Origin of the sequence: Reichenbachiella sp., assembly GCF_033344935.1 — a bacterium.
Classification (GTDB): domain Bacteria; phylum Bacteroidota; class Bacteroidia; order Cytophagales; family Cyclobacteriaceae; genus Reichenbachiella.
Genome location: NZ_JAWPMM010000001.1, coordinates 2,065,655 through 2,084,386 on the forward strand (window position 1 = coordinate 2,065,655; position 18,732 = coordinate 2,084,386).

Below are 18,732 nucleotides of genomic sequence, written 5' to 3' on the forward strand. Positions count from 1 at the left end.
TTTATGGATACAATTTCATCCTACAAATCTCTTTTCTTTAGTATCCAATAGCTCAAACTGATATTGGCTATCAACCAGCCAGAGGCAATGGATAGCTCTCTCCATGAAATATAATCCTGAATTTCCTGGAAAAAGTATTTCATGTAAGGGACATGAATAAGATTGTTCATGGCAGTTACTGGTAGATAGTCTTTCAGAAATCTAATCTGATCCCAGATGTGAGGAAAATGCTCTAACAACTTGGAAGCCACCGGATCAAAAATCAGGGTGTACATGAGTAGCCCAACGATGACCAACCCCGCTTTTCTTACCAACAAAGCAATCATTAGTGCGAATGTCAGGTAACAGAAAACTTCAAATCCATAAGCAAACAAAAATTGTAAGTCAGAGAAAATATATTTCCATCCCCAGACATGAGAATAGATACTTCCTGTGGTAAGACCTATCAGGAATAGCAACAACATAGCGCCAATGGAAAGAATGCCAATGATCAATAATTTGGTCATCAGGAATTCTTTTTTGCTCAGTCCGTCAATGATGTTTTGTCGCATGGTACGATAAGAAGCTTCATTGGCAATAGATATCACCATAATGAATCCCAATAGTACTTTGAAGAAAGTAGCGATATAGGCAATGTTGTGCCATACATCCGGGAAGTCATAAAATGGAATGATCGTAGGATCGATGCCATTGAAATCAGCACCTTTACTTTTTAGGTATTGTAATAGCATCATTACACCAGAGCAAACAATAATTACTCCTGCAGAATACATGCTGATCAATATCCAAAAGGCTCGATTGTAACGCAATTTGAGCCATTCTATTTGTAGGAGTCTAGTCATTTTCGTTGAGTATTTTGAGGAATTGTTTTTCAAGGCTGCCGCCCTTTTTGACCAAGTGCGTGGCTGTTATTCCTTTTTCAAAAAGGAAGGCATTGATAGATTCTGGAGAGAGTCCATTGACGGTAGTTAGTGAAAGCAAGTCAGGCAATTTCTCAATTTTAGAAACACCTTCCAGGGTTTGTAATGCTTCCTCTAATTTGGGAATGCTAGCTGCCGCCACTTCGATGGTTTTCTGATCAGAAAGCGCTTCATCTACACTTCCTTGATAGAGCTTTTCTCCTTTTCGCAAAACACAAAAATGAGTACAAACTTTTTGAACCTCATCTAGTAAATGACTCGCTAGAATGATCGTTTTGCCCGAAGAGGCAATCTGCTGAATGATTTCTCTGATTTCAACTATGCCTTGCGGATCCAAACCATTCGTAGGTTCATCTAGAATCAAGACTGGTGGGTCGGCCAAGAGCGCTGAAGCGATGGCTAGCCGCTGCTTCATGCCTAATGAATAGGTCTTGAATGAATCATCTTTTCTTTCAAATAGACCTACCTGCTTCAGCACCTCATCAATCCTTGATTCCGGGCATTCTTTGATCTTAGCTATGATTCTAAGGTTTCTAACCGCTGATAGGTAGGGGTAGAAGCAAGGTGTCTCGAGAATGGCACCTATTTTTTTACGACTGTCTGCGCTTGGTTCAACATCAAACCACGAGTAGCTTCCGCTGCTCGGTTTGATCACATCGAGTATCATGCCGAGGGTAGTGGTTTTTCCACTTCCATTTGGGCCGAGTAGTCCGAAGACCTGCCCTGGCTCTATCGTCAGATTGAGTTGATCCAACGCAGTGAGTTTACCATATTTTTTGGTGAGTCCTTTGGTTTCGAGTATATATTTCAAAGTTGAGTTTTTTTAGTCTGCTATGTCATCGCCCATTTCCATGAGCCCAAGTATTTGTGAAAACTTGTTCTGAAAGGTGGAATCATTTTCCGAGATGTATTGATACAATTTGGGTAGTTCTTTGAGTTCTAAACTACCAGCCACATCGAATACGAAGTGTTCATTTTCCAAGAGCGCAATACCTACCGTTTCAGTTGGTTTTTCGCGACCCAGGAGATAAAACTTCTTGGTGGGTCCATCTACCACTACATATTCTTCAAAATCTTCATTGGATTGCAAATGATTGACCAGGTTGTACATGTCAATGTTTTCGAATTTGCCATTCATTTTAAAGAAAATGAGCTTTTCGATGTCTTGAATCAACCGATTGAACTCTTCGTTGTTGTTGAGATTGACCATCCTTAGTGTACTAGGATAGAAATACAAACTCATGTTGGTGAGTTGGTCTTCTTTCAAGTCGGTTATTGCACTGCTCTGTGCATTGGCAAGGAGCGTTGTAAACAATAACCCAAGAGAGAATAGCCATACTCTGCCCTTTTTCAAAAGAGCAGAGTGAGTGAGTTTTTGACCTTTCAAACTATCAATCATTTTCGTTGTCCAATGCTTTGAGATGGTCCATGCCTTTCATTTTCATGATTCTGGAAAGCTTGGCGATCTGTTTCAAATCAATTTCCCCGAAAAGGCTCATAATTAGAAATTCATCATCACCAGATACTATCATGAGTAGTTCGTTGATGATACTGCCTTCGTCTCGAATCATGAATTTGATGTTTTCATCATTCCCTTCTACAGACATGAGCTCCTCATATTTTTTGTCTTTGTCTATGGCTTTGATCGCATTGGCATATAGCGTTTTAGAATTTGTAGGATTTTCATTGATCAAAGCTTTGATGCCTTTGAGTTTGCTCAATGCCTCTAGCACTTCTTTTTCAGCCTCGTCTTCACCTTCTATTTCTGTAAATAAGGAGAACATTTTGCTGGTCACAGTCACTTTAGTGAATGCCGTGTCAGCCGTGTAGTTTGAAAAATATTTGCTTATCGCATTGTCTTGTGCCATAGTGGAAAAACTCCCAGTCACGGCTATCATTATTATCATTAACTTTTTCATATTCTTAATTGTTGAAATTCTGAGTTTTAATTTTTTGTTGGGTTTCATCAAACTTTTTCAAGCCATCGATGGTGTATTGATTGCCATCATTCATTTTCTCTGAAACCATAAATAGGGCACTTTTTGCAATTTCAAAAGCCGCTCGTGCTTCTTGCTGACGAGCCAGTTGTCTTTCCTTGTAAGTATGAAAGCCTCCAACCATACCAATCATGAGTAAGACCGATGCCGCTAGTTGAAACCATTTTTGATGATAGAATGAGACTTTTTTTTGTTCTGATTCTATTTTTTTAAAAAACTGATCATCAAAATTATCATCGAGTTTTGTCGAAGAGAACTGCTCCAATGTCTTGAAGTATTCGACCTCCTGCGGATCCAAAGGATCGTTAGAGGATGTGATGTTTTTTCTGAGTTCTTGTTCCTCTTCTAATGTCGTGTCAGCTTTCCAATATTTATCAGACAGCTGCTTGATTTGTTTCCACTCCATAGTTCAATATTTTACTCAATGATGCCCTTACTTTTTGTCTTGCCCTGAACAAGTATACTTTCACCTGAGTGTCGTCCAATCCTGTGATTTCTTCAATCTCCTGATTGGAATAGCCCAGTAATTCCCGCAGCCGAAAAATCTCACGTTGTTTTTCGGGTAGCAGCTCCAGCGTAGACTCGATCTTTTCCATCAAATCATTGTTGATGCTGAGATGGTCGGATACGTGATGCCCTGATATTTGGTATTTGGCTTCCGATAGATCCACCACATGCATTTTCTTTTTTCTCAATTTGTCCAAACATTGATTTCTGGTAATTGTCATACTCCAGGCTTCTATGTTTTTGATATCCTTGAGTTTTTCTCGCTGGTTCCAAAGCTTCATGAACACTTCTTGTACGATGTCCTCGGCCAATTCTACCTCACACACGATACTCAGGGCATATCGGTAGAGTTTGTTCTTGACTGATAAGACGTCGGTTTTAAATTGTTCTGTGGTCATGTTGCTTAGGAGACGCGGGGTGTAGCGCTCGGTTACAATGAGTTTTAAAATATTTTGCCTATTGGTGAATCGATCGGAGAGTTTATTACAAAAAGAATTCTCAATACAACCATCAGGCTTGTACGATGTCTATTTTGAAGATTATATTTTTTGTCATTATTCTTGTCTTTCAATGGCGATCATAAAAAATCCGTATGATAAGAACCTACTCAAAGCTGTATTGGCTTTAGTTGTTTGCTTTTTTGCATTGTACTCTAATTTGTTAGAGTTAGCTGGGGTATTCACTATTATTGTTTTTGGTGAAAAATGGCTTAATCAAATCATAGTTTTGGATGTAGATCGATTATGGCAGCCATTCAAATTTTTGATTATAGCGATTGAAGTAAGTGTCTGTTCTGGTTTTTTTGCCCTTTTACTTGCGTTGTTTTTTATGCCAGATGCGGGTGAATTTGTTTCCTTCTTACATCTTGGTCGTTTAATTCTGGTATCTATTTTGGGAACCGTTGTGCTGATTGGTCGACGGTACAAAAATGACCACGATAGCGTTCGGTCATTTAGTAGGCAGGCTATACTTATAGGTTGCCTGATGATATTCTTATTTTATTTTGGAAACCCTGAACGCTTTATTCTAGCGAGTTTTCCACTGGATGACCTGATGGATTTGATGTTTACCATCGCTACGTTGTGTCTCTACTGGATGTTGTATCTCGCAATAGCTGTGTGGTCAGAAAAAATCACCCAAAGATACGAAGAGAAGATCGTCAGCGCTTGGTATATTATAATTCTAGTTGTAGCCCTTTTACCGCTTGATTATTTGTTGCTGAACTTGTATTTGGATAACATATATCAGACGTCCATCTATACTGACTATTGGGTTTTAGAAATGCCTTTGAAACTGATTTTACTTGTTTTGGTGGGTTATTTTTCAGTAAAGAAAAAAGGAGTGGAGCTCAAGACTGAGACGATCAAATTTCAAGTAAAAGCAGGAAAGGCGACTAAACTGCTTCCTGCAGATGACATTCTTTATTTTCAAGTTCAATATCAAAACACCTACGCTGTTACCACAGATCATGAAAAAGTGGTCATGGAAGAATCGTTATCTGAATTGGAAGAACGATTAAGTGCCTCAGAGTTTTTTAGGTTGAACAGGCAGGTACTGGCTAGAAAAGAAGCAATTCAAGGTTTTGAACCACTGACCAATCGAAAACTAAGAGCACAACTGTTGGCCGTTGCAGACTTTTCACCATTTCATGAAATCTCTCGACTGAGAGCACCAGCGTTTAAGCGATGGATGGCCCAGTAGCCTGTACATTTCAACCATTTTTTTGGTACACTTCGGCTATTTCCAATCAATTTTTCAAGGTCATCAAACGCTGACCCCCTAGAATAGCGGTAGAATTTTAAATCGTTATGAAAAGAACTATAAGGGCGTGTGTAATAGTTGCTATATCAATAGTATGCGGTTGTACATCACCAAAGGAGACCAGGCATGTTGACGTCAAAAGGCCTACTACTAAACTAGACCAATTCGTTGGGCAACAGATAGACGAATATCAGATCGGCGGTGCTATAGCCATAGGCATTGTAAAAGATGGTGAGGTGATCGCAGAAGAAGTCTATGGATATGCCGATTTTAAAAATAAGAAAAAGGCGGATGTGCAAACCCAATTTTACATCGCTTCCATGACCAAGTCGTTCGTTGGGACACTAGTGAAGCTCATGGAGGAAACAGCAGTGATGGATTTAAGTGTTGCGATGAATGATATACTCAAAATTGATTTTCCAGAGGGCACTCAAGTAGATGACATCACGATGGAGGACTTGCTTATTCATACTGCCGGACTTAAAAATTCCGCGGTAGGCATTAAGACGGCTTATTCTGGAGATTTTACCACTGAAGAATTGTTGCACGATTTAGAAGCTTCAACCTATCAGCAAGGCTATGGAACCTACGATTATACGAATCTGGGCTACATCCTTGCGGGCATGGTTTTAGAAAAGCTGACACAAAAGAGTTGGAAACAACTTTTGGAAGAGGATATTTTCAACCCGCTGGATATGCAACAAACCAGTGCTTATTTGATACCCAGTGAGCGGGTTGAATTTTCGAATAGATTGGCCCTTCCGCATACTATAAGTCATGATAGTATCAAGACTGGAAGCTTTATGAAGCGAGATGACACCATGCATGCAGCTGGCGGGCTGGTCACTACTGTTTCGGATATGAACAAATGGCTATTGGCACATTTGGACACATCCGAAACCGCCTACTTTTCTCGGGATCTATTGGATGAAATACACTCCGATCGAATTGATTTTTATGATAAAAGCGCTGGAATCAACAACTATGGGTATGGTCTCGGATGGGAGCAAGGCGATTGGCATGAATATGACATCTCATGGCATGGTGGAGGTTATCCTGGTTATGTATCGGTTCATGCGCTGGTCAGAGAACAAAACCTAGGTATTGTAATCATGATGAGTCAGCAAAGCAGAGTAATCGAATTGATTTTGAACTATATCCTGGCAGACCAACTGGGGGTGGATAATGCCAAGGAGTTGACCGCAATGGAAGAATCTATACGCAGTCGAACCGATCGATATCAACACTACAAAGACAGCATTTTTCAGACTGTGGATAGTGAAGAAATAAAAAAAGTCTCACTAGAAAAATTTGTTGGGAGGTATGCTAGTGATCAACTCAATCAGTTGGTGGTGAAGTCGAAAGACCATCAATTGATTTTGCAATTGGGCAATCTACTTTTCATTGGAGAATATATAGGGGATGACAAATTTCTAATCAAATCTGAAGTGGATGACACATTTGATACGGTGGATTTTTATCATCTCAACTCTACTGATCGTGATTCATATTTAGAGATGTTCGGACAAAAATTTTATAAAGGTCAAAATAATTAAATACTCAAAATTCAAATACTTATGAAACTCAAAATGCTCATTTATCTGTTCTGTTTCTTTTTTGCATCACCTGCTTGGTCACAGACGGATGACTACATTTCAATTTCAAGTAAAATTTTAAATGAAAAAGGAGAGCCGATTTCATTTGCTCATCTCTCGGTGAAAGGTAAGAACCTTGGTGGTATCACTAACCAAGACGGTTTCTTTAGCTATAAAATCCCAGAGGGATATTTGAACGATACGCTGGTGGTATCTTCTATTGGCTTGGCTTCATTGGAGCTGCCCATCCTGGAACTGACTACGGAAAATACACCCGAATATATCATGGTTGAACAAGCCATCGAATTGGAAGGTATTACGATTTATGCTCCAGCCAAATTACTGCAGAAGGCTTTTGAATCATTCTCTTCGCAAGTAGCTCAGGTGCCTTACTACAGATGTTCTGGTGTTTATACTATTACTTCGGAGGAGAATGAAACTTATACTTTATTTGAGCAATTGGCTTTTGATGCTTACTACCGGGGAGAACAGGACGACCCAGGTATGGATATCTTAGCCCACCGCAGAAGCATAGATTACTCTATGTTTCCAGCACTTTATTCTCAAAAGTCGCAATCGCACATTTTTTCCGTGTCTGGCGAAATTTTGGGGCTACCTGTTTTTAAAAGAATCAGTTCCAAACAAGATGAGCTGGATGAATTGGAACTGAAGATCACCGATATTTTGAATATGGGCGAGCAGCAGGTTTATGTCGTCACCGAGTTTGCCAAAGGAGCCAATGATTTTATAGATAAGTATTACAATTATTACATCACGGCCAAGAACAACCAGTTGGTGAAGGTTTCAGAGATATTGGCTGATTTTTCTTTGCGGCCGAATGAAAGGATGACAAATAACGGGAAGTACAACAACGACTTGATAGAAATCAAACATTCTTATTCGTTAGCTGAAGTGAATGGACAAATGAGGATCACTGAAGGGGAGCGGGTGTTCAAATCGCTCAATGTGGAGCGGTTGACAGGAAACTTATTGAAAGTTCATAAACAAAAGGCCCGCACGCAGTTGTATGATTTTGAAGATTTGGATGGGCAGCCGCAGAAGTTTCCTTCTCGATTGAAGCTACCAGATGACACCCCTTATGATGAGGATTTTTGGAACGCCTGGGATTCGAAGCGCGATTTTGAGTTTGATGAAAGCGTGCAACGCGACCTGACTGCTGATCTTTCATTGAAATCTCAATTCGCTCATACGAATGGATTAATCAAATTGACTCAAAGCATGCGAGAAGAAACATTCGATAAGAAAGACCAAAGGAAGCAAACGCAGGTCTCCAATACAGATCAATTCATCGAAGACCTATTGAGTAACAATTATAACTCAGGCTTTGCGCCAGATTTAGGTTGGGAAGATATTCCTGCGCTCATGGAAATTGCCAACTCGAAAGAAATACTGACCAATTTTCCTAGGAATATTTTAGGTAGATACTACGTCGATCAATGCCAGGCGGGCATCGTGGCGATGTGGCTCATTGACTCTATTCGGAAAAATGAAGGGAAAAAACCTCGAAAGGCATGGTACATTTCTCCTTTCCCCATTTTACAAAGTGAGGAAGATACCAGACAAATCAACGAATTTATGAGCCAAGGCCACAATGCCAATGTGATGATAAAAAACACGGAGGAGAAACTGAATCGAGCCCATGAATCCTTTGTGTCCTGGTGGACTATCGCTCAGCAAATGAGTCCAAACAAAGCCAAAAGGATCAACCCATTGGGTGATACAGGTTTGAAGTGGCAGGGGTTATAACGGGTTTGGCTATGCGCAGTGTCCCGATGGGCGTTTCGTATAGGTGCTGTTGTGGCAAATACTCTTATTTTACCATATCATAAGTCAGGATTTTTAGCCCTTCGTCAAATGATTCAGTTTCTTTTAAATTCCATTTTGCCTTAGTTTCTGTGTTTCCGAAAAGCCGAATTCCATTCCCAAGAATAATTGGGTTTAATTTCAATTTTAGTTGGTCAATTAGTCCATTGTCCAAAAGCCATCCGGCGAATTCCCCGCCACCGCATAAATAAATATCAGTTTTAGCCGATTCTTTTATTTCCTTCACTCGGTCGATTGATAATTTCTCAATATGGACTGTTTTAGCCAATTTTTGAATTTTCAATGAATTGGAGAAAATAAAGTGCTCCATGTGAGGGTATGCAGGCTGTCCTGGTTCAAGCCCATATTGGTACCCAAATTCATAAGTTCTCCGACCCATTATCACAGTTTCAAAGTCCTGAAGGTCAGACAAGTATTTATCTACACCTTTTCCTCCTGCAGCAAAATCACTTATATCGTCGTTTTGTCCTGCAATGAAACCATCAATTGAACTTGCTACGTAGTAAATTACTCTCGGCATTATTTCGTCTTTTTTTTGTATTAGTCACAGTGGCTCGGTATGTACTGTGCGTATTTCAAAAGTAGCAATTTAAACGGAGTTTAGAAATTAAGAGAATTTGAAAAGCACGGCAATAAAAAATAAAAAAAGAGAGGGGCGAAATGAAAGAAAGAGCATGGCTCATAATGCATGTTATGTGATATTCGCTTGCAGTCTGCATGAGGGCAAATGAGTCCAAACAAAGCCAAAAGAATCAATCCATTGGGTGAACGGGTATGAAGTGGTAGGGATTATAGAGAGACTGTATCAAGCGTGGTGTGTGATCTGGTTTAAGTTTCGATACCTACTGGTTGTAGGTTAAGCGATAGCGATCCTATGACCTATTTTGAGAAAGGCCGTCCGGTCGATTACCATTTAAACCAAAATTTCCAATACTGTTGCAGACCGAGCGGATGCTCTATTTATTTTTGGGTCTTAGCGGACGCTACGACCAGAGGGATGAAAAGGATCAATCCATTGAGTGAAACTGGTCTAAGGTGGCAGGGGTTGTGACCACTCGGCTAAAAAGCGTTGTAAAGGGTAGCTATGATTTATAAACCAATATTATGGTTCCTTTATTTATTCATTTCTTGACCTCGTTTTAACAAGCCCAAACCCTATAAGGGCAAATGCCAATACTAAGATCGGATACCAATAGTGAGATCCTGCTGAGTACATTCCATATCCGTTAAATCCTTGTGCAATGAATGCAATTATTATAAATGTCCATGCGGCCCAGGATTGCTCATTTCTTATCCCAAAATGAGTTAGAGCAAACATGGAAATACCTGCACTCATTAATCCTCCTCCTGCGGAGTGAAGCATGAACATGGCCAAACTTTGTGCTTTTTGAAGAAGTTCTGAGTTTTCAGGGTTTCCTAAGTACTTTAGGTGCACATCTAAGAAGCTAAAAATAAATTGATCCCCAAGCCCTCCTATAAACATGAGAATACTTGAAATGTACAAAAGTGGAATTCCGATTTTTCTCATATGGCCTTCGTTTTATATACTACAACGGTCTCGTATAAGAGCAGTAGCGGAATAAAATGCACCTGCTTTTCGGAAAACAAGATACTTAATTATAATCATAAACGGTTTGAGTTTCCACCCGAACCGCTATTGCTTTTATACATTGTTGTAACACGTTTACTTATTAATCGAATAGCTTTTTAAACTTCCTTGTGCTACAAACCCTAATTTAGAGTAAATACGTTCACCCGACTCTGAGGCAACTAATACCACCTGTTTACTTTTATTTTCGAACGATTCGAATAGCAACTTATTTGTCATGACTTTGCCCAAACCGAGTCCTCTGTATTCCGGAATAGTTCCAATCATGTGTAATCCCGAAATTCCTTTTTGGTCCAGTAAGACCATTCCGCAACTTACATAAAGGCCGCTATGTTTTCCGATAAATAATTTTAGTTGAGAAGAATTTATTAGAGAAATAATGGTAGATGAAAGGATTTCATAGCCAAAAGAAAGTGAAGCTATTTTAGCGAACTCCATCGCTTTTACTTCATTGTCAACTTTCTCATTAGAAACAAAATCATTAGTAGGTTTGTTTTTCTTCTGTAAGTTTAAATACATTCCTTTCACAACAGATTTTAATTTAAAGTTGTGTGCCAACAATTGAGTTTCTAAAGTTTTCTTTTCACCAATGGAAATAGAGTCAGGAATGTTCCCATTTTCTATGTGCTGATACAATTCCTTAAAATCTGTTTCAGACTCCTTTAACCTAAAAACCTTATTGGGCCAGGAACAATTGCCTGGTTTTACATAACTGTATTGTGCTGTACTGTGCAGAAATTGACCATTGACACCAATGTGTTCCCATAATTCAAACAGGTTGTTGATGATATTTTTTTTCATTTTCATGTTTTCGATTAACAGCGTTGAATATTAATGTAGAAATTGTCCCTACCACAAAAAAACCAATCACAATAGGTAATGTAGAGTTGTTATAAAAATTCCCTATAATAATTGATAAGGGAACAGATATAAGCGTTGATACAGCACCTACTACAGATGCGCCCAGTCCGGCAATATGCCCCAAAGGCTGCATAGCCAAGGAGCTTAAGTTCCCTATTAATAATCCATAACTGAAAAGCTGAACAAACATAAAAGCTACAAATGCCCAAAATGGCGGAGTGGTAAAATAATGGACAAGTAAGTAGGGTATTACCACGTATACACTACCAGTAATGGCTGATTTTGTTAGCCTTTCCATGCCTAGCCGGTTGACCAGTTTTCCGTTAATAAACGAAGCTAAACCGATACTTAAGGCTAAAAAGGCGAAATAATAAGGGTATCGTTCTTCTAAATGATATTGGAACTCGAAAATGGCCTGCGATAGATTCAGATAGGTAATGAAAACACCGGAATAAAGTCCAAGAATAAGTATATAGCTCAATGAGCTTCTGTTTTTAAAAATTTCATTGGTTGCCTTTGTCAGATGTGTTAATGTTAATGTTTTCTGATTTTCTTTAGCTAAGGTTTCAGGCATCCTGAACTTGAACAACAGGAATATAAACGCCCCAAAAATGATATAAACTAGAAATAGAACCCTCCAGCCTGAAGCCATGATTATTGATTTGCCCAGGATGGGCGATATGACAGGAGTAAGCACGTAAATGACCATGATAAATGACATAACTCTTGCCATCTGGCGTCCAATAAATTTATCCCTGACAATGGCTATACTTATCACCCTGGGGGCCCCCAGTCCAATTCCCTGCAGGATCTGACCGGCCAATAATATACTGAGGCTGTTTGATTGATAAGAAATGAGACATCCCAAAATAAACAGGCTTAAACCAATATATATGGTGAGTTTTCGTCCAATTCCATCTGACAATGCCCCAAAGAATAATTGGCTGATCCCCAACCCTAAGTAAAGCAGGGAAATGCTTAGCTGTACCTGATTTTTGTCCTTTAGTTGAAGGCCTGTTGTAATATCCTGAAAGGCAGGCAGCAACATGTTGATGGTAATTGATACCAATGCCATCAATAATGCTACGCATAGTATGAACTCGATAAAACCTATTTCTTTGCCTTTCATAAAACGAAGGTCAGAAACGGTTAAATCAATTTCCTTAATCTGAATTAAGAAATCATTTTTTAGTCAATTTATTTCTGATTTTACTTAGATGTTCAGGACTGAGGTTCAGGTAAGAAGCAATTATATATTGAGGAACACGACTTTCAATATGCCCGTATTTATCTCTAAACTCTAAATAGCGTTTCTCCGCAGAATTATTGAGCTGCTTAATGGTCCTGTTGTGTAACCTAACATAGGATTTTTCAAGTTTTAAACGGAAAAAACTTTCCATTGAAGGAACTTCTTTATAAAGGGTCTCCAGGTCATTTCTATGTATTTGAAGTACAGTCGTTGGTTCCAAAGCCACAATATAATTTTCGCTAGGCGTCTGTGTAAAATAACTATAAAGGTCATTGATCCACATTTTTTCAATTCCTATTTGTATGGTCACCTCTTTGGCCTGTGCATTAATGGTGTAAACCCTAACGAGTCCTTCTTCAATAAACTGTAGGTGATTAGATGTTTTTCCAATCGATGGAATCAAATCGGACTTATCGAAGGTTCTGCTTTGAAATCGAGTAATTACCTTCTCTAAATCATCATCCGTTATCTCAATAGTTGTTTTTATGTCTTTGATGAGGTGCTTCACTTTTATGTGTTACAACGCCCTGATATGGTGTCGTGGCGATTTATGTTTTGTTCGTTTCGGATACTAATATAGCCGAATCTGTGATTCGGCTCATACATTTTTTGATTTCACATGAGGCGAAGCGTAGATTCGGCGGGGCTTGTAAAACTGCCGCACCCTCCATTTCTGCTAAACCGCCATGCATCTCATATCAAATGTTAGGATCAGTTTTCATCAAACCTATCTTCAAAATCTTTGAGCCCTTCTACTTTGTCTTGAATCTCAAGGTTTAGACAACACAATTGTACTGACTTATAAGTAAAATAAAGTCCCTTTTTAATTCTACTCATGTTGAGTTCTATGCCCTGTTTTTGCATCGGGGCGGTAAGTAATCCAAAATGTTCATATTGAGAATAAAATTTAAATAAATCATAGGCAGGGTAAGCATAATCCTTTAACAAGGGTTCAGAAAGCATTTCTTTAGCAATATGTTCGGGTGTTGGTAACTTGTCCTTATCTAAATTAATAGAGACAATGTTCTTCAAACCATCCATTTGCTTCTGCAATATTGAAATCCCATCGGAAGCCATCTCTTCAGTTAACCAGCCAATATCTGTTGATTTTTTCATATAACCTGTGATCTTTTTGAATTGGTCATAGTTTAGTCTGCATATTCGGTCATACCAATCATTTCTAGAGTTTAGTTTCCCAATCGACATATAAGCAACACTCAAAAAATCTGAAAGGTTGGATCGCAATATTAAACCTATGGAAGTATCAAGATTGTGATTGTTAGGAAGTTCCTCTGTTAAGTGATGGATTGCCTGACTGTTAGCTTCTATTCGTTCCAAATAATGAACGAAAGTATGTTCATCTGGAAAAAGTAGGGTGGCTCTTTTGGAATATAATTTAAGAGCAACATTAGTCAGGTTCGTTAAATCAATAGAAAGAAGGAAAATTTCGTCTAGTGTCGGCATTCATTTTATCTCATTGATCCTAACAAGTGGCTAACACAATGTGTGATACTACCATTATACTTTTCTTTTTTTGCTTTTCTCAAAATACTGACAGGACTATGGGCTGCTGACCCCAATAGCTGCCCGAATATAGTGCTATTAGCAATAGTATGCAATCTCGCTCGGATCGATGCCCGGCATTTTCGGGAGGCATAAGTGGCTTTGATGATGTACTCAAAGTAAACCGGAGAAATTATGAAATTGTTAATTCACTATTCTTTCAAAAGCTAAAGTTCTATTTGATCATAGGAGGCATTAACTTCAATAGGTGAATCGAATATTATCAAGTCTCCTAAAAATCACCTTCTGCCTAATGTGTGGCTGTGATGAGGGTGTGCAAGAGTATCCCGTCAGCGAAGCAACCAAAAAACAAGAGATTGCCTCAGCATTTGTTAATTCCTCACAGTCAGCAAGGGCACCTTATGTAGTCCTTGTGTCGATCGATGGCTTTAGGCATGATTATGCCCAGCGATATGGCGCCAGTCACTTGTTGTCTTTCGACGTCAGGGCTGAAGGGTTGATTCCAAGTTTTCCTTCGAAGACCTTCCCAAATCATTATTCAATTGTAACGGGGTTATACCCGGGAAATCATGGGTTGGTTTCCAATACTTTTTATGATAGAAGCTTAGGTCGAATATATGAAATAGGCAATAGAAAAGAAGTAGAAGACCCCATCTGGTATAAGGGTAAGCCTATTTGGGCTCTGGCCAGAGCGCATGGTATGGTTACGGCTAGTATGATGTGGGTAGGAACAGAAACCCCTATCAATGGTCATTACCCCACGTACTACTACAAATACAACGCTGGGATAAGCCATGAAGATCGTGTGAATACAGTGGTGAATTGGCTATTGCTACCAGAGGAAAAAAGACCACATTTTATTACCTTGTATTTTTCTGATACCGACGACGTGGGGCATGAATTTGGTCCTGATTCGGAGGAGATAGAAAAAGCTGTTTTGAAAATGAATGATGTCATTGGGGATTTGCGAACCAAGCTTCAGGATACAGGCCTGCCTGTTCAGCTTGTATTGGTGTCAGATCATGGAATGAAATCTTTTGATGTCGATCGTTTGATCCGTCTGAGTGAATTGCTCCCTGAATTACCGCAAGGTACGGTGATGACGAAAAGCATACCTGCAATGATTTATAGCTCTCAGAAGGATTTTCTGGATAGTTGTTTCGATATTTTATCAAATGATGACCGATTAGATGTGTATAGGAAAGGCAATTGCCCAGATCATTTTCATTATCGGGATGATTCAAGGATTGGTGATCTGGTGATTGTACCGAAACCGGGGTTTCAAATCAGTGAACAAAGAGATTGGGTGTCCGGCAATAGCACCCACGGGTATGATCCCAGCGCGACGCCAGATATGAATGGAATATTCTATGCAGATGGGTCTTTTTTTCGGGCTAATCATGAGATAGAAGCTTTTGAAAATATCCATATTTACCCTTTGATGGCTCATATACTTGGTTTGAAATTTGATACCATAGATGGAGACCCAGAGGTGCTCCAATGGATTTTAAAATAATGGAAGTTTGAGGATTTATTTTCTGTATTAATCTGTTGTGTGGAAAATAGAATAGTGAGAAGATGGAAAATAACTGTGAAGATGGTGCTTGCGAAGTGCCGGAAGTGGACAATAAGGAAAGTGTAGTTGCACCTAATCAGAGTGGCAACCGATTGATCTATGTGGGCGACCCGATGTGCTCATGGTGCTGGGGAATTACCAATCATTTGGAAAAATTAAAAGTAGAGTACAAAGATCAATTGGATTTCGAATTGCTATTGGGCGGTCTGCGTCCTGGTGGAGGAGAGGATTGGACGGAAGATTTTCGTGCGATGATTCGTTCGCATTGGGAGCATGTACAGGCCGCTTCTGGTCAGCCTTTTGATTATAGCTTTTTTAATCGCGAGCAGTTCAACTACGATACCGAACCCTCTGCCAGAGCCGTCAGAGTAGTACGAGACTTAGATGCCACCAAAGAATGGTCTTTCTATAAAAGACTGCAACAAGCGTTTTATGCGGAGAATAAAGATGTACATGACTTAGATACATACAAAGCTTTATGCGAAGAATTGGAATTGAATTACACGACTTTCGAATCGCTATTTCTGTCACAAGGTTATAAACAGCTCGTTTATCAGGATTTTGCCAAAGCACAGCAAATGGGTGTTCGAGGCTTTCCAGCCGTCGTGCTCAAAAAAGGAGAGGAGTATTTTGCCGTGAGTATGGGGTATTCGGATTATGATCGAATGAAAGCTACACTCGAAAGCATACTTGCCTAATTGATTGAAATAATTAAAAAAATAGTACAAATGAAGAATCATGTTATTGCTTTACTGCTCGCTATGCTGTTTGTATGTAGTTGCAGTCAAGCCTCTAATCAAACTGAAAAGGAAACACTCAAAAATCTACAAGAAGACCCTAAACTGAAGAAAGCTTATTTTGCGTCAGGGTGTTTTTGGTGTGTGGAGGCTATTTATGAAAGTGTAAAAGGGGTAAAAGAAAGCATTTCGGGATATGCCGGAGGACATACCAAGAATCCAACCTATGAAGCTTCTAACACCGGGAGAACGGGGCATGCGGAGGCTGTCGAGATCTATTACGATCCTGCCGTGGTTAGTTTTAGTACGTTAGTGGATGTCTATTTCGGTTCTCAGAATGTCACACAAGTCAACGGTCAGGGACCAGATATTGGGTCTCAATATCGCTCGATCATTTTTTACCAATCAGCAGAGGAAAAGAAAATCATTGAGGCTAAAATAAAAGCCCTCAATGCAGAGTTGGCACCAGAGAAAGTGGCTGCCGAAGTGAAACCTTTTGAGAAGTTTTGGATGGGAGAGGATTATCATCAAAACTATGAAAGGCTGCACCCGAATCAGGGTTATATCCGATCGGTATCTATCCCTCGCCTCAACAGGTTTAAAGCAAAATTCCCTGAATTGATCAAGGATAATCATTAGAAGTATAGTTTAGAGGCCAATCACTTGTCCTTCTTTCACAATATTAAAACCTCGCTTCAATACTTGATTTCGTTCTGGTGAATCGAAAAGCGCCGGATTGGTATGGTTGAAATGAATGAAGTGTACTTTGGCTTTTTCCTTTTTCCTTAGGCCTTCGAGCAATTCCATCGTTTCCGTGGTGAATGGATGAGGAATCTTACTCATGTCTCGGCCTGGTAATTCGCCATCGGCAAAGAAGGCGGCATCCAGTAAAGCATAATCTACCTGACTGACTACATTAGCTAATTTGTAATCCCACGTTTCCCATTTGTTGATGTCTGGAATGAATAAGGTGGATTGATTCGGGCCAGCAATTCTATACCCCACAGTTTCAGAGTATTCATCTCGGTGCGGGACAAGAAATGGGGTGACTTGGGCTGTTCCATTGAGTGTAACGGATTCTTCATTTTTCAATTCTTTGAGCTCAATATTGTTGAGTGAAACCAACTGACTCCACGGGCCATTGTTTTCCAAGAATGACTTCATTTTGGGCATCGCATATACGGGGATATTTTTCGTTCCCATTACTTCACGTCCGAGATGAATCAAACCGGCATAGTGCCCAATGTGCGCATGGGTAAGAAATATGCCTGACAGCTGATATCCCAAGGTATCCAAAGCGTGTATCTGGTCTTTGATGTCCGGTGTAGCTTCAAAGAGCCAGGCTTCTTTGGATTGTTTGTTGAGGAGCGCGAGGCAAGTGGCGTGCTGTTTTGGGTTCTCACCTTTCCAGTAGGCTTCACAGCAGGACTTCTTGCATCCGGCTTGCGGATAGCCGGCATCTTGAGCCATACCAAGAATTACGAGTTGCCAAAGGGACTTTGATTGAGCATTGAGCTTTGCTCCAATAGAATTACACGTAAGTGCTAGGGTGCAAATGAATATGAAATGTTTGATTTTCATAATATATGCTCATTTATAAACTGCTCAGCTCGAATTTCCATCCAGCTGAATTCGTTTCCCATAAGTGTAAAACCGAGATGAGAACCGTATTTAGGAGTTTCTAGATGTAAAAAGTCATGCTGGTTGGCAATGTCGTAAGGGTAACATTTAGGCCCTAAAATAGGATCGTTCAATGCATTGACGATTAAGTTTGGTCTTTTGATTGCAGGCAAATAATTAATGCATGAAGATTTGCTATAGAACTCATCTATAGAATCTATATCATGATACTTGAGCGTATAGTGATCATGAAAGTCGTCAAACGTCTTAATGGACGCTAAAGGGATCGCTTCAATTTCTTTGAATTTACTAGCTTTTAGTTTGAATTTCCTCATCAATTTTTTGAAGAATACATAATCGTAAAAGCCGAATAAGTTTCTTTTTACAGCCAGCGTACTATCCTTTAGATCACAAGAAACAGAAAAAGAAACGCCCCCTTTGATTTGCGTGTCCAGATCTTTGGTGTCTCCTAAATATTTATTCACCAGACATCCGCCCATAGAAAATCCGAAAAGTACAATTTCGTCGTAGTCATTGGAATTTAATGCTCGATTTATAACTAAGGAAAAATCTTCGATCCCGCCATAGTAATAATGTTTGGGTAGTCTGTTTAATGTTGGACTGCAGCCTCTATAGCTCCATGAAAGATAATCCCAATTTCTCTTTTGAAAATATTGCGCTGACCTTTTGATGTAATGGCGATCAGCACTTCCTTCAAAACCGTGACAAGCAATTATCAATCTTTTGTTGTCATTCTTCAACCAAGCTAAATCTAAGAAGTCACCATCCTCAAGTTCCATCCTTTCTGGTGAAAAAGTGATTTGATCTGCCCTGAAAAAAACAGAAGGGATGATCGTTTCCAAATGGCGGCTAGGTAGGTAGAACGGCCTTTGTGTATATGTACTTTTCTGGATTATTGGCACGTATTGAA

At 39.5% G+C, this 18,732-nt stretch carries 20 protein-coding genes; 6 read left to right on the plus strand and 14 right to left on the minus strand.

Annotated elements, in window-relative coordinates:
* Positions 1–20: 20 nt before the first annotated feature.
* The 6 genes from R8N23_RS08875 to R8N23_RS08900 are packed head-to-tail and all read right to left on the minus strand — an operon-like array spanning position 21 to position 3,822.
* Positions 21–842: an ABC transporter permease gene (locus tag R8N23_RS08875; protein WP_318171231.1), complete on the minus strand. Its 822-nt coding sequence runs from the start codon at positions 840–842 to the stop codon at positions 21–23.
* Positions 835–1,731, minus strand: coding sequence for an ABC transporter ATP-binding protein (locus tag R8N23_RS08880; RefSeq protein WP_318171232.1), 897 nt, complete (start codon positions 1,729–1,731; stop codon positions 835–837). The genes R8N23_RS08875 and R8N23_RS08880 overlap by 8 nt, the downstream gene beginning before the upstream one ends.
* A 12-nt stretch (positions 1,732–1,743) precedes the next feature.
* Positions 1,744–2,319: a DUF4252 domain-containing protein gene (locus R8N23_RS08885; protein ID WP_318171233.1), complete on the minus strand. Its 576-nt coding sequence runs from the start codon at positions 2,317–2,319 to the stop codon at positions 1,744–1,746.
* Positions 2,312–2,839, minus strand: coding sequence for a DUF4252 domain-containing protein (locus R8N23_RS08890; RefSeq protein WP_318171234.1), 528 nt, complete (start codon positions 2,837–2,839; stop codon positions 2,312–2,314). The genes R8N23_RS08885 and R8N23_RS08890 overlap by 8 nt, the downstream gene beginning before the upstream one ends.
* Before the next feature lie 4 nt (positions 2,840–2,843).
* On the minus strand, positions 2,844–3,323 hold the full coding sequence (locus R8N23_RS08895; protein WP_318171235.1) for a hypothetical protein: 480 nt from the start codon (positions 3,321–3,323) through the stop codon (positions 2,844–2,846).
* A complete protein-coding gene (locus R8N23_RS08900) occupies positions 3,292–3,822 on the minus strand; it encodes an RNA polymerase sigma factor (protein ID WP_318171236.1) in 531 nt (176 codons plus the stop codon). Before R8N23_RS08900 ends, R8N23_RS08895 begins: the two co-directional genes overlap by 32 nt.
* A gap of 172 nt (positions 3,823–3,994) precedes the next feature.
* Between R8N23_RS08900 and R8N23_RS08905 the strand changes: the two genes are divergently transcribed.
* The 3 genes from R8N23_RS08905 to R8N23_RS08915 all read left to right on the plus strand — a co-directional run bounded on the left by R8N23_RS08905 (position 3,995) and on the right by R8N23_RS08915 (position 8,547).
* On the plus strand, positions 3,995–5,125 hold the full coding sequence (locus R8N23_RS08905; RefSeq protein WP_318171237.1) for a LytTR family DNA-binding domain-containing protein: 1,131 nt from the start codon (positions 3,995–3,997) through the stop codon (positions 5,123–5,125).
* Between the two features lie 107 nt (positions 5,126–5,232).
* On the plus strand, positions 5,233–6,741 hold the full coding sequence (locus R8N23_RS08910; protein ID WP_318171238.1) for a serine hydrolase domain-containing protein: 1,509 nt from the start codon (positions 5,233–5,235) through the stop codon (positions 6,739–6,741).
* A gap of 21 nt (positions 6,742–6,762) precedes the next feature.
* Complete coding sequence (locus R8N23_RS08915) at positions 6,763–8,547, plus strand: carboxypeptidase-like regulatory domain-containing protein (protein WP_318171239.1); 1,785 nt, start codon at positions 6,763–6,765, stop codon at positions 8,545–8,547.
* Between the two features lie 64 nt (positions 8,548–8,611).
* Here R8N23_RS08915 and R8N23_RS08920 read toward each other — a convergent pair whose 3' ends face one another.
* The 6 genes from R8N23_RS08920 to R8N23_RS08945 all read right to left on the minus strand — a co-directional run bounded on the left by R8N23_RS08920 (position 8,612) and on the right by R8N23_RS08945 (position 13,808).
* A complete protein-coding gene (locus R8N23_RS08920) occupies positions 8,612–9,145 on the minus strand; it encodes a dihydrofolate reductase family protein (RefSeq protein WP_318171240.1) in 534 nt (177 codons plus the stop codon).
* 597 nt (positions 9,146–9,742) lie between these two features.
* Positions 9,743–10,153 carry a hypothetical protein gene (locus R8N23_RS08925; RefSeq protein WP_318171241.1) on the minus strand — a complete coding sequence of 137 codons (411 nt, stop codon included), beginning with the start codon at positions 10,151–10,153 and terminating at the stop codon, positions 9,743–9,745.
* 156 nt (positions 10,154–10,309) lie between these two features.
* A complete protein-coding gene (locus R8N23_RS08930) occupies positions 10,310–11,035 on the minus strand; it encodes a GNAT family N-acetyltransferase (RefSeq protein WP_318171242.1) in 726 nt (241 codons plus the stop codon).
* Positions 11,004–12,224: a multidrug effflux MFS transporter gene (locus tag R8N23_RS08935; RefSeq protein WP_318171243.1), complete on the minus strand. Its 1,221-nt coding sequence runs from the start codon at positions 12,222–12,224 to the stop codon at positions 11,004–11,006. The genes R8N23_RS08930 and R8N23_RS08935 overlap by 32 nt, the downstream gene beginning before the upstream one ends.
* 52 nt (positions 12,225–12,276) lie before the next feature.
* Positions 12,277–12,852: a Crp/Fnr family transcriptional regulator gene (locus R8N23_RS08940; protein ID WP_318171244.1), complete on the minus strand. Its 576-nt coding sequence runs from the start codon at positions 12,850–12,852 to the stop codon at positions 12,277–12,279.
* Between the two features lie 203 nt (positions 12,853–13,055).
* Positions 13,056–13,808, minus strand: a complete 753-nt coding sequence (locus R8N23_RS08945; RefSeq protein WP_318171245.1) for a hypothetical protein — start codon at positions 13,806–13,808, stop codon at positions 13,056–13,058.
* A gap of 307 nt (positions 13,809–14,115) precedes the next feature.
* Here R8N23_RS08945 and R8N23_RS08950 point away from each other — a divergent pair, with 307 nt between their 5' ends.
* The 3 genes from R8N23_RS08950 to msrA all read left to right on the plus strand — a co-directional run bounded on the left by R8N23_RS08950 (position 14,116) and on the right by msrA (position 16,820).
* Positions 14,116–15,384 (plus strand): ectonucleotide pyrophosphatase/phosphodiesterase, encoded by a 1,269-nt coding sequence (locus R8N23_RS08950; RefSeq protein ID WP_318171246.1) that lies wholly within the window; start codon positions 14,116–14,118, stop codon positions 15,382–15,384.
* Positions 15,385–15,446: 62 nt separating this feature from the next.
* Positions 15,447–16,142 carry a DsbA family protein gene (locus R8N23_RS08955; protein ID WP_318171247.1) on the plus strand — a complete coding sequence of 232 codons (696 nt, stop codon included), beginning with the start codon at positions 15,447–15,449 and terminating at the stop codon, positions 16,140–16,142.
* Positions 16,143–16,172: 30 nt separating this feature from the next.
* Positions 16,173–16,820, plus strand: coding sequence for a peptide-methionine (S)-S-oxide reductase MsrA (gene msrA / locus R8N23_RS08960; RefSeq protein ID WP_318171248.1), 648 nt, complete (start codon positions 16,173–16,175; stop codon positions 16,818–16,820).
* A gap of 9 nt (positions 16,821–16,829) precedes the next feature.
* Here msrA and R8N23_RS08965 read toward each other — a convergent pair whose 3' ends face one another.
* On the minus strand, positions 16,830–17,762 hold the full coding sequence (locus R8N23_RS08965; protein ID WP_318171249.1) for an MBL fold metallo-hydrolase: 933 nt from the start codon (positions 17,760–17,762) through the stop codon (positions 16,830–16,832).
* On the minus strand, positions 17,759–18,664 hold the full coding sequence (locus R8N23_RS08970; RefSeq protein WP_318171250.1) for a YheT family hydrolase: 906 nt from the start codon (positions 18,662–18,664) through the stop codon (positions 17,759–17,761). Before R8N23_RS08970 ends, R8N23_RS08965 begins: the two co-directional genes overlap by 4 nt.
* Between the last annotated feature and the right edge of the window lie 68 nt (positions 18,665–18,732).